General features: G+C 49.6%; 8 protein-coding genes. 7 read left to right on the forward strand and 1 reads right to left on the reverse strand.

The genetic code is table 11. The features are described 5' to 3' along the window. The first annotated feature begins 252 nt into the window (after positions 1–252). From ACOQPU_RS25605 to ACOQPU_RS25630, 6 genes are all read left to right on the forward strand, one after another. Positions 253–1,194: a UDP-glucuronic acid decarboxylase family protein gene (locus tag ACOQPU_RS25605; protein ID WP_420645872.1), complete on the forward strand. Its 942-nt coding sequence runs from the start codon at positions 253–255 to the stop codon at positions 1,192–1,194. 54 nt (positions 1,195–1,248) lie between these two features. Beyond that, positions 1,249–2,799, forward strand: coding sequence for an O-antigen ligase family protein (locus ACOQPU_RS25610; RefSeq protein ID WP_420642666.1), 1,551 nt, complete (start codon positions 1,249–1,251; stop codon positions 2,797–2,799). 135 nt (positions 2,800–2,934) lie between these two features. Then, entirely contained in the window at positions 2,935–3,489 is a 555-nt protein-coding gene (locus ACOQPU_RS25615) for a GtrA family protein (RefSeq protein WP_420642667.1), read from the forward strand. Positions 3,490–3,580: 91 nt separating this feature from the next. Continuing rightward, the gene (locus tag ACOQPU_RS25620) at positions 3,581–4,720 is read left to right on the forward strand and encodes a glycosyltransferase family 4 protein (RefSeq protein ID WP_420642668.1); all 1,140 of its coding nucleotides are present in this window, start codon (positions 3,581–3,583) and stop codon (positions 4,718–4,720) included. Between the two features lie 370 nt (positions 4,721–5,090). Next, positions 5,091–9,275, forward strand: a complete 4,185-nt coding sequence (locus ACOQPU_RS25625; RefSeq protein WP_420642669.1) for an AAA family ATPase — start codon at positions 5,091–5,093, stop codon at positions 9,273–9,275. Positions 9,276–9,386: 111 nt separating this feature from the next. Beyond that, complete coding sequence (locus ACOQPU_RS25630) at positions 9,387–10,685, forward strand: AAA family ATPase (protein WP_420642670.1); 1,299 nt, start codon at positions 9,387–9,389, stop codon at positions 10,683–10,685. Positions 10,686–10,744: 59 nt separating this feature from the next. On the opposite strand, the gene ACOQPU_RS25635 is transcribed toward ACOQPU_RS25630, so the two are convergent. Next, the gene (locus ACOQPU_RS25635) at positions 10,745–11,821 is read right to left on the reverse strand and encodes a TIGR00341 family protein (RefSeq protein WP_420642671.1); all 1,077 of its coding nucleotides are present in this window, start codon (positions 11,819–11,821) and stop codon (positions 10,745–10,747) included. A gap of 165 nt (positions 11,822–11,986) precedes the next feature. Between ACOQPU_RS25635 and ACOQPU_RS25640 the strand changes: the two genes are divergently transcribed. Then, positions 11,987–12,337: a 4-fold beta flower protein gene (locus ACOQPU_RS25640; RefSeq protein ID WP_420642672.1), complete on the forward strand. Its 351-nt coding sequence runs from the start codon at positions 11,987–11,989 to the stop codon at positions 12,335–12,337. Positions 12,338–12,339 lie beyond the last annotated feature (2 nt).

The following is a 12,339-nucleotide window of genomic DNA, read 5'->3' on the forward strand; positions in this document are numbered from 1 at the left end:
GTTTTGGATGGGTACAATGACGTTGCGTAACGCGTACATTCTTCGTAGGCGGAACGCTTGCTGATGGTACGGCCGTTTCGTTCGTCACCCCACACTGGCTAAGATACAATAACACGCTATTGTTAGCCATTACCTGAACAACTTCAACTGCATTGCCAGGCTTAAGACGCGACCCTTGATAGATGAACGGCCGTATTTTCCCATAGTTTTACAGATGAGCGTTTATATGGCCGGGCAGAATAAGGAGACATGATGCGCATATTAATTACCGGAGCCGCTGGCTTTCTCGGTTCTCATCTTTCAGATCGCTTTATTGCCGAAGGGCATACCGTTGTTGGTATGGACAATTTAATCACTGGTAATATGGACAATATTGCTCACCTAATGGGGCATGAGCGGTTTAGCTTTATGAAACATGATGTGAGCAACTTTATATACGTTCCCGGCGAGATTGATGCGGTTCTCCACTTTGCCTCACCCGCCAGCCCGAATGATTATTTGGAGTATCCCATTCCCACGCTTAAAGTTGGCTCGCTAGGTACCCACAATACACTGGGGCTGGCAAAAGTGAAGGGCGCACGGTATCTGCTTGCATCCACATCTGAAGTGTACGGCGACCCGCAGGTGAACCCACAGCCAGAAACATATTGGGGCCATGTGAACCCCATTGGGCCGCGCGGTGTCTATGATGAAGCCAAACGATTTGCAGAGGCAATGACGCTGGCATACCAGCGATATCATGGCCTGGAAACGCGCATCGTGCGCATTTTTAACACCTATGGCCCCCGGATGCGGTTGAATGACGGCCGTGTGGTGCCAAACTTCATCCACCAAGCCCTGACCGGCCAGCCACTGACTGTGTACGGTGACGGCAGCCAGACGCGTGCCTTCCAATATTACAGCGATTTGGTCGAAGGCATTTACCGCCTTTTGCATTCTGACGAGGATTTGCCTGTTAACATTGGTAATCCTAATGAGATGACGATTTTGGATTTTGCCCACGCCGTGGTTGAAATTGCTCGCAGCGATTCTGAGGTTGTGTTTGTGCAGCCCAAGGATGATCGCTTTACGGATGATCCCAAGCAACGCCGCCCAGATATTACCAAAGCCAAAAAGGTTTTGGATTGGGAACCAAAGGTGGGGTTGGCCGACGGTTTGGCCCAAACGCTAGACTTCTTCCGCGACAAGGTTTAATGATTCCCAAACCTGGCTGAATATCAGAACTGCCAGGTTGGTGACGAGACTGTTTTGCAGCGATTACGGCCGTATTCCCCTCACATTTTCTCCCGGCTAGCTAGCTCTCCCACATGGCAGCCAGTCGGATTTGTGCTGCTGGCTGTGCTGGTTGGCGGCTTGCTTGCCCAGCTTTCTCCTGTTGAGGGTGGGATGTTGTTGCTGCGGACGACCGTTCTGCTGTTGATTGTGATTGAGCCGATGGCAGGGCTGTTTGCGGCGTTACTCACTGGCCCGCTGGGTGCCACAGAGAGTGGCTTGCTAGACAGCGGGCAGCTTTATCTGCTGCTCAGCTTGCTTTCCTGGGTGGCACACGGCTTGCGGGATAGGCGGCTGTTTGTACCGCACACCTTTTTGGCCGTGCCGCTGGCGGTTTTTGTGGGGGTGACGGCCGTTACCCTCGTCAATGCCCCATCCTACAACTTTGGCCTGCGAGAGTTGCTAAAATGGGTAGAGATACTCGCCATCATGCTGCTGGTGGTAGATCGCGCTCATGTGTGGCGCAGGCGGCATGGTGGCCGCAGGATGACGCCGCTACTTTGGTTGCTGACCGCCTTGTTTGCTGCTGGTTTAAGCCAGGCGGCGTTGGGCATTTACCAATTTGCCTTGCAGCCTGATGGCCCGGAGCATTTTTTAGTGCTGGGGCGTTTTTATCGGGCGTACGGCACGTTTAATCAGCCAAACCCATATGGCGGTTTCATGAATATGACGGCCGTTCTCGGACTGGGCATTTTGCTGAGTTTTGTTTGGCAGATTGGAAATTGGAGATCGGAGATTAGCAGTCTCCAATCTTTAATCTCCAATCTCCGATCTAGGAAATGGTTTGTGGTTTTGGGGATAGGCTTGGCAACGGCAGTTTCCCTTTTGGCAGTGGGTGCTTCCTGGAGTCGTGGGGCGTGGCTGAGTTTGGCGGTGGCAACGGCCGTCATGCTACTATTTTGGCCGCGCAAGCTGTGGCAAGGTGGACTGTTGCTGGTGGTGGGTGGCGTTCTGCTGCTTGGCGGCATCCAGCTAGGCGTAGTGCCTGCCTCAATTACTGAGCGCGTCACCAGCTTCAGTGAGGATTTGCGCTTCGGCGACGTACGCGGTGAGGACATCACGGATGAAAATTATGCGGTGCTGGAGCGATTGGCACACTGGCAAGCGGCCATCGGCATGGCTGAAGACCAGCCATGGTTGGGTGTGGGCTTTGGCAATTATGAACCGGCCTATGCGGATTATGCGCTCATCAACTGGCCGTATCCTCTGGGGCACGCACACAACTATTACCTAAATTTGCTGGCAGAGACGGGCGTGATTGGGTTACTGGCGTATCTGGTGGTGTGGACGGCCGTTTTTTGGCAAACCATCCGCGTTATTCGGCAAGCCAACCGCTGGCAGCGTGGCGTGGCATTGGGCCTGTTAGGCATTTGGACGGCGCTCACAGTCCATCATCTGGTCGATAAGCTATACGTGAATAATATGTACATTCATCTAGGCGCACTTTTTGGCTTGCTCCAGCTACTAGATACGCAAAGACGACAGATTATCCACGCAGATCCAAATAATCTGCGGCAATCTGCTTAGTAACTGTCCGAATATTGGCCACAGAGTTCACAGAGAGCTTAGAGGCGAGGGTTCATTTCTCAGATTTCTCTTTTTCCTCTGTGGCTTTTCGGATAGATTCTTTATTTGCGGATATATTTTGTAAAGAGGATTCACATGGTTTCTATTTTTGCCGGGATGGCTGGCCGATTTGGCGTAAACGAGAAAGAGGCAGAACGCTTCTTTAAGTTTGCCGTGGTTGGCGTTATTGGCTTTATTGTTGATTTTGGTATTTTTAATTTGAGTTTACGGCCGTTTGAACTGCTGCTCGATAACGGTACGGGTCTGCATGACTTTATCGTAGGCCTGGGTTTGAACGATGAACAAACCATCTCGTTGGCCCGCACATTTGCCTCTACCCTTTCATTTATTGCGGCAATCATTAGTAATTTCATGTGGAATCGGTATTGGACTTATCCAGATTCCCGCTCTCGCTCAGTTCGTCGGCAGCTAGCCCAGTTTACGGTTGTTAGCGTGGCTGGCATCATTATCCGCGTGCCAATTATTACGTACACGCATACGCCTTTCACCAATATGGTCGCCAATTTTGCGGCTCTAGAGCCTTACAGCGTGCGGATTGGGGACAATTTGGCATTAGTTTTAGCTGTCATTGTTGTCATGTTCTGGAACTTTTTTGTCAATCGGTATTGGACCTACAACGACGTTGAATGATTTTTTTAACGCAGAGATGCAGAGAACATAGAGAGATTATCTATATGTTTACAAGCCTCTGTTTTCTCTGTGCTCTCTGTGGCTTATAAAAATGGTTATTGGCATTGATGTAACGGCCGCTCTCACGCAGGGCGGGGGTATCGGTCGGTACACAAGAGAACTCATCCACGCCCTGGTAGCGGTTGATACCATCAATCGCTACCGTTTTTTTTCGGCAAAACCGCCCGTTACGCTACCTGTCCTTCAACCGCTACCCCAGGCCGAAAATGTGACGCACCGACCCGCACCGCTGGATGAGCGTTGGCTGTACCGCCTTTGGTATCGTTTACGGTTGCCATTGCCCGTGCAATGGGTGACGGGGCAGCTTGATCTGTTCCACTCCCCCGATTTTGTGCTGCCGCCGGTAAACGGCCGTATTCCCACACTCCTCACAGTCCACGACCTATCTTTTGTGCATTACCCCCATGTCTTCCCTGAAAAATTGGTGCGCTACCTAAACCAGGTGGTGCCCTGGTCCATAGGCCGTGCCACGCACATTTTAGCCGATTCGGAAGCCACGCGGCAGGATTTGCTCACCATTTGGCAAGTGCCGCCGGCGAAGGTAACGGTTCTCTACAGTGGCGTTCATGAGCGGTTTCACCCAGTTGAAGATTTGGAGGAGGTAACGGCCGTTCGCCAAAAATACCAGCTTGCTGACTTTCCCTACATTCTCAGCGTCGGTACACTCCAGCCCCGCAAAAATTACCAAATGCTTATCCGTGCCTTTGCCCCGCTTGCCCAGAAGCTGCCGCACCATCTGGTCATTTCTGGTGGCAAAGGGTGGCTGTATGACCAAATGCTGGCCGAAGTTGAGCGGCAGGGGCTGAGCGGACGGGTGCATTTCGTTGGCTTTGTAGATGATGCTGATTTGCCCACGCTTTACAGTGCAGCCGACCTGTTTGTGTTTCCTAGCATTTACGAAGGGTTTGGTTTGCCTCTATTAGAGGCGATGGGGTGTGGAACGGCCGTGCTTACCTCTAATAGCTCCTCATTACCAGAAGTTGCTGGAACGGCCGCTGTGCAACTTTCCCCAGAAGACCAGGCTGGTTGGACAAATGAAATATACGGCTTGCTTACAGACGATGCCCAACGAAATGCATTGGTACAAGCTGGCTTTGAGCAGGCCAAGCAATTCTCTTGGCAAAAATCGGCACGACAATTGTTAAAAATTTACCAGCAACTGATGACATAGCTCTCCTGTCAACTGCATCAATGCGTTAAAATTCGTGTAGTTGTTTATCTCCAGCCATTTTCACCTCATGCCCAAATTGAATTCCCTTAATCTGTTAAGTAGTTAACATTTTCCCCAAATTGGTACTCATTACCCATGTACCTCTGGGAAGATTAGTACCAAGTTCTCATTATGTGAACTATGCAGGGTACTATAAGCAGTGCATAATGTGAACAATTATTAAGGTTTGTTCACCTTGTAGTACCTAACTGAATAGAGGGTTCTGTTTTTTGACTGGCATATAGCTCTTTGCTAGTTGAGTGCGTCACAAATCATTGGTTCTGCATGCCACCGTGATGCCCGGTACCCCAACTTAGGAGGATAGGACAAAATGACATCTGGACTATTCCGCGGTGTCATGAAACTCAAAACACTTTGCGTTGCTGGTGCATTTTCTCAGCAGACGAATCACTCACTGCCAACTTTTCCGACCAATGTTTTGGTTCATACACACATCTTTAAATATTACGTCGAAACCGCCTTTGATAAAGCGTTAGACGTTGTTAATTTCAATCGCGATATAGACCTCATCTTCATCGACGCCGATCAGGATTCATTATCTGAAATTGTCATGTTTATGACCCAGGCGCGTGAAATTCGGCCGAAATTGCCGATTGTTGTCTTCACAAGCCATGCCGATGATCGGATGCGCAATCTGATGCGTGCCGGAGCCACCTGGCATTTTCTAAAAGATTCCACGCAGGTAGATGATCTTGTTGAGCAAGTACAAAAGCATGTATTTTCGGCTACAAAGTGGAATGAGCTATTTGACCAGTACGCCAATGAAACCCTCAAGCCGCGTATCGAACCGGGCCTGAGCTATGCTGATTTGGAAGCACTTACTCAAAATCCTGAAGAGCGGTACATCATTAAACGCCTGTTTGCTGGCAGCGATGTCGTCCAAATTTTCCGCATGGATGAAGGATTTAGTGGCTCACGCATTTACACCGTGAAACCCGCCCATCAGCTTAAGCGCATCCTCAAAATTGATGTTGCCGATCGGTTAGAGATGGTGCAAGAAAAGCAAGAACGGCTCATTCAGCCGCGGCTCAATCGGCAAGTGGGTCAAATTCAGGGCAAGATGGTTCGCGGCGAACATTTGGCTGGTGCCTGTTATACGCTGGCTGGCTCCAATAAAGATGCCATTACGCTCACCCAATTTTTGCGAGACCAAAATCGCGTGCGTAAGGAGCTGATTGACAAAGTGCTAGGGCAGTTACGCCACAGTTTGGAACAGCTATACGCAGGCAGTTCAGACACTGAATTACGTTATTGGGCACCCCTGTATGCACGTGTGTTACCACCTTGCCTGACGCTGGACGAGGCAGAACTGGTTGAACCAGAAGCCAACGGCGCGGACTTTGTGATTGCCGCAGAAGAATTAACGACGCTTTCGGCCGTACCGGGAAATCCGGCATTGCGTCAAATTCATCAGGCAGTGCGCGATGGTGAACATCCTACAGTTGCCCTGCGCGGTTTTGAAGTTGCGGAACTGGATACGAAAGAAGGTGTCATCTATGTGCATGATGATTTGATCTCTCGATATCCGATCTCTAATTTGTTGAAAGACAAAAATCACCCGATTCTGCGCTTTAAGATTCGCCTGAAAGAATCCCAGCGGCATATGTTGACGCACCCTGTTTTTCGGCGAGGCAAGCGCATTACCGTGCGTGGCCGTGTTTCTGCCACTGATGAGACAATCTTGGCGGAAAATATCGAGAAAATTACAGGTCAACCATTTGATTTTGAGAGCGATGCTTTTGAATTTGCATCTGGTCGTTTCTTGTCGCCAATAACAAATGTGCGCTGCTTGCTTTGGGAGATTGGCCGCGAGGACATGATTGTGCCCATCCCGCAGGTTTCTCCAGTGGTGCATGGAGATTTGAACACCAGCAACATCTTGGTGGAAGTTAGTGATGAGATGCCAGTTTGGTTCATCGACTTTTCTGATGCACGACCTGGACATGTCTATTTTGATCTTGCCAAACTGGAAGTGGAGTTCCGCACTCACATATTGTTCCGACTGTATAAAGAAATGGTGGATGAAGGGTTGTGGGATGAACACACGGCAATGCAGTTTGCCCTGCTGGTAGAAAATGTGCTGCTGCAAACGGCCGAATCCACCTTTGATGATTTTCTTTCCAACCTGCGTGATTTCCAGCCAGAATGGTACGATAATTTGTACACGCATTTCCCCATGTATTCGGAAAATCTACTTTACTTCCTCTTCTCGCTGCGGCAGATTGCCGAAACGTACAGTCCAGAGCGGTTTAAGTACCATTTTCCGGTGGCGGTTTTCTTCCACAGCGTGGCGGCCCTCAAGTTCAAGGGTTTGGATGATGCGCCTTGGGCCAAGCGGTTGGCACTCGCCTGTGCGTTGGTTTCTGGGAAGCAAGCGATTGAAGGTGGAGAACGGCCGTCTGAACTCACCGAAGTTTTAAGCAATCTGCGTCAACGTAGCTCCTTTGCGGCCATTACCATTGGCAGCGGCGAAGATCGCAAATATTTGCTGCAATGGAACAGCAACTGGGGCATGTTTAACCTGGTAGGTGGCAAGGTAGATAACCAAAAAGGGGATCGAGACTCTTTTGCCAGAGCTATTCAGCGCGAACTGCAAGAAGAGCTGGGTATCCGCAACCCCAAAGATTATCGTATTGTGCATGAGTTCAAGCCAGTCAACAAGCGTCAGTTTTCTCGCCGGGAATATGTGTTCAAAGATTACGAATTCCGCATTTTTCAAATTGAGCTGCTGCCGCGCCATCCCCTCACGCGGGATGAGTTTGATTGGTATGCTCAACGATTCTCCACGGATAGGGAAAACGTGCTGGTGACCCGCGCCGAAATTGAACGGTTACGCACTATTGACAACCGGCCCATCTCGGAAACGACCCGCACGATTTTGCAGGAGCTGGGTGAAATCACCTCCACTGAAGGCTCAGATTTGATGATGTCGCTAGATTTTGAGCTGGACAATGAGGATGTGGTGGTGAGCCGTGGCCGTGCCAATGTGCTGGCACGGCTAATTAATCCTTTATTTGGCAGCCTGGTTGAGAACGTTACGCTCGAAGTGCTACCCTCTAACGGCTACGAAACCGAGCGGGACTCGGCTATATTATCGGTTGGTACGTTGGACGCAGGGCAAGAATTCCCAATATCAATTTGGTTGCAGCCCCGCGAGAAGCAAACCAGCCTGACGTTGCGCGCCACCTACTACGACGTGCGGGGCCACGAATACCGTCAGCTCATCGAGAAGCCGATTAACTTTCAGGCACAAGAACGTTCACTTTTCCACATTGATAATCCATATGTGGTGGGGAAGCCGCTTACGCCCGCTTCTGAAGATTTGTATCAGGGGCGTGAAGATGTGTTTATGTGGATTGAAGAAAATTTGCTGGGCAAAACACAGCCACATACGCTCATTTTGTATGGTCAACGGCGAATGGGTAAGACATCTACGCTGTACCAATTGGTAGGTGGTCGCCGAGGCAAAACCATCCGCGAATATCCAGGGTATCCGATTTACCCGGTGTACATTGATTTACAGCGGCTGGCGGGCTGCGAGATGCCGGAATTTTTTGCGCGCCTAAGCCAGCATATCATTCGCAATTTGCATAAGCGGGGCATTGCCATCGAGCCACGGGAAAATTGGTCTAGCAATGGCACTTTGTTTAGCGAATTTGACCAATTTTTGGACGAAATTGAAGAGCAGCTACCGCCTAATGGGTTGCTTGTGCTCATCATAGATGAATTGGAGCAGCTGCAGGAAAGCGTTGAGCGAGGACGGTTATCTCACGATATCTTCCCATATTTGCGCTCATTGATGCAGCATCGTTCGCGCATAACGTTTATTTTGGCAGGAACAAATCAGCTTGTGGAGGATTATTGGAGCATAATTTTCCACGTTGGCATTAGCAGGGAGATAGATTCATTAAGTCGTGAAGAGACGGAAACTTTGATTCGGGAGCCAGTGGCCCCAATGATTCAGTATGATGATTTGGCGGTGGATCGCATCTGGCTAACGACACGCGGACATCCGTATTTTAGTCAGCTTATTTGCCATCGCTTGGTGAGTTCAACCAATTTGGAAGGACGGCGGAGCAAGCTGATCACGATTGGGGATGTACGCGAGACGATCAACCTAGTGATCGAAGAGGATGACAGCCATTTACAGCACCTTTGGAACGAGAGTACGGCCGTCGAACGATTCGTGATGGCTTCATTAGCTGGTACGCATGACATTGGCGAAGAAAGCGTGTCGCGGGCAGAAATTTCGTCGCGGTTGCGCGAAACTAGCTACTCCGAAGATGCCATTAATATGGCACTCAAGCAGCTAGAAGTGCGCCGCTTGTTGACGCGCGTATCGGTTGAGCGGCAAATTCAGCGGCGACTGGCACAGCATAATGGCTGGGAGCCGACGCTCATAAGCAAAGATTATGCTTATGCCATCTCCTTCGATTTACTACGTCGCTGGGTGGCCCGCAAGCATCCGTTAGGATCACTTTTATCTACGACCTAATGACTGTATTTGTGTAACCAAGCAATTGGGTATTTGGGTACCACAATTCAAATTGCTCAATTACAAAATCTGTCAGTTTGGGGCGAATTATTATGGTGGAGCTTTACGTTTATGTCTTACATTGTTGGACATCCTATCAAACATCCGGCTGACTTTTACGGCCGTCATGAACAAACCACGCGCTTTTTTGAGATTATTGGTGGCCGACAAGCCCAATCTGTGAGTGTGTTAGGGGTGCGCCGAGCTGGTAAAACCTCTTTTTTACAATACGTTGCCCATCCAGCAACCATGTCTCACTACCTCCCAAATGCTGATGCTTACACGATGATTTATGTGGATTTGTCTTCATGCAAAACGCCGAGCGATTTTTATTATCGACTGTTGCAGCGGCTGAAAGTGAATTTGGGCCGTGCCAAGACAGATTTTTTGTGGAAGGAATCTCCTCGAGGGCAAACCAAGCTGTATGATGTGGAAGCATACCTTTGCCAGTTTCCTGATACGCGCATTGTGTTGCTGCTAGACGAGTTTGATCATTTGCGCACAGAGGCGTTTACGCATGACTTTTTAACGGAACTGCGGGCTATGACCGGTGTATTGGAATATGATTTGGCCTGCGTCACCGCATCTTATTGGGATTTGTACACCTTGGGTACACGATTGGGGTTGCCGCCAACTTCCCCCTTTTACAATATTTTTTACCCAACTCCCATTTATATGTCCTCGCTAGAGTTAACGGAAGCAACCTCGTTAATTGACACACCTGCCGCAAAAGGGGGTGTAACTTTTACAGAAGATGAGGTGCGGGAGATTCAGGTGCTGGCGGGGTCTTTGCCTTTTTTTGTGCAGGCAACGGCCGCAAAATGGTTCCGGCATAAACGAGCGGGCAAAGCCCCAGATTCTGAGGCAGCGCGGCAGCAGTTGGCTGCCGATTTGGCGCCATATTTTGACCAATGGTGGCACAATTTCACCCAAAATGAACGGTCTATTTTGTTAGCGGTGGCTGGGGAACGGCCGTTAACCGATCTCGATTTTCCACCACTGGAGGTAGAAGGCATTGTGCGACGCCTACACAGTTATGGGTTGTTGTTTCAGGCAGATGAAAGATTCTTTATTAACGGCCGTGTTTTCCACACCTGGCTACGACAATATGCCCAATTGCAGGCAGTTATCCCTGCTGTAAATAAACCCGTCTCTGGCGCAGAACTGGCGCGTATTCGCCACGCCTTGGTAGATTCCTTCGATCTGGATGAGTTGCGCACGCTCTGTTTTGATCTCGGCATGGACTTTGAATCATTGCCGGGGCAGAGCAAGCCAGCCAAAGCCCGCGAAATGGTAAACTACTGGCGCAATCGCCATAACCTAACCCAACTAACTCAGGCAATTCGTACCGAGCGCGGCGACATTATTTGACACTGCACCTAAGAAGTTCAACTTTTGCCAAAAGTTGAACTTCTAGCAATTTTCATTGGTTATGGTTCGCTGTTAGGGATCATAAGCGGCTGCACCTCTCGAATTCTCAGGCTAGGATTCTCAAAAATGCTTAGCGTGGCTGGAATAACCTGGGCGCGCACCGTCACAGGCCCTTCAACTGCACTTTCTAACTGTTGGCGTATATCTTCCACCGCAGCTTGCTGGGCTGCTTCATCCCCAACGAGCTCTGGCTGATAAAAATAAACCGTCATTCCCACCACAAAGCCATCCTCAATAGCTTCAACCACGATATCTTCTATTTGAGCAACGCTCGGATCGACCTCTTCCTCAAGAATGCCCTTAACGGCCGCTAGCCTGCGTGATTGTCCAGTTTCCTGAAGCGTGTAAAGCGTCAGAGGAATGGTAACCAATAGCACAGCAAATAAAGAAAAGTAGGTTGTTGCTTGAAACAACCTACGACTTCTGGCTGAGGTGGGTCGGAAACCAACTGCCCAAAACATAAAAATACTGGCGACAACAATGCTGGCTAGATTGGTCGTAAATAGCAGCAGCGCATCCAGGGCAATGCGCTCATTACCCCGCCCAATGCCAAAACCGACCACACAGAGAGGTGGCACCAGTGAGGCTGCGATAGCCACACCTGGCAGGGAGGCCGATACCTCTTTACGACACAAGGCATACGCCCCAGCCAGACCGGAAATCAAAGCGATAAAAAGATCGAGTAAGTTGGGATTGGTGCGTGCCAGAATCTCATCGGTCACGGACCGAATGGGCAGGAGGTAGGTTACCAGGGCTGTCAGACCCACTGCTAATAAAATCCCGATGAGTGTGGAAACGGCCGCTTGCTTAAAAAGGGTCAGATTGCCTCTCACAATGCCATACCCCATCGCCATCATTGGGCTCATCAGCGGAGCCACAAGCATAGCCCCAATGATGACGGCCGAACTATCCTGCTGCAAACCAAAGTAGGCAATCCCGGCCGAAAGCAAAATGAGCAGATTAAAATCAATATTGGCAACGGCATTTTTCTGCATTTCACCATTAATAGTAGCTTGTTCATCCTCTGTCAATTTAGGCAGTAGGCTGCCTGGCCTGTGCAAAATTTGTTGTATCATTTTTTACCTTACTCTTTACTGTGCTGACTCTTTGATTAGCTCTATCTCTATTTTAGTGGAGATTCTTGATTCTCCTTGCCCCCGCAACTATAATGCAAACGGTGAATAAAATTAAGATAAAAAGTTGCGTCCATGTAAGTGGCCGTAACCTAGAAGGACGACGTTATGGTACCAATTTATCGTACAGATGGTGAATGGGTGGCTGTGTACACCAAAGGCAATCTTTTTAACGTGGATGGCGAATGGATTGGCTTTGCCGTAGGACGAGATGTCTACGATACCGGCGGCCTTTATTTAGGCTTTTTAAGCGATGACAAGCGGCTGTTGCGTAAGCGCACCCGCCCAACGGACAAGCTGCGTCTAGAGCCGCCACCACGCCCGAAACGGCCGAAAATGCCTGCCAATATGCCTCTAGCACCGCTGCTGCGTTCGTTGCCACACCAGATTATTGATATGTTTGAAGAGTATCCAGAGCGGCTCATTTACGTTTCTGAGACGCGCCCGGATATGGAATAGAC

Source organism: Candidatus Leptofilum sp., from assembly GCF_965223285.1.
GTDB lineage: Bacteria > Chloroflexota > Anaerolineae > Promineifilales > Promineifilaceae > Leptofilum.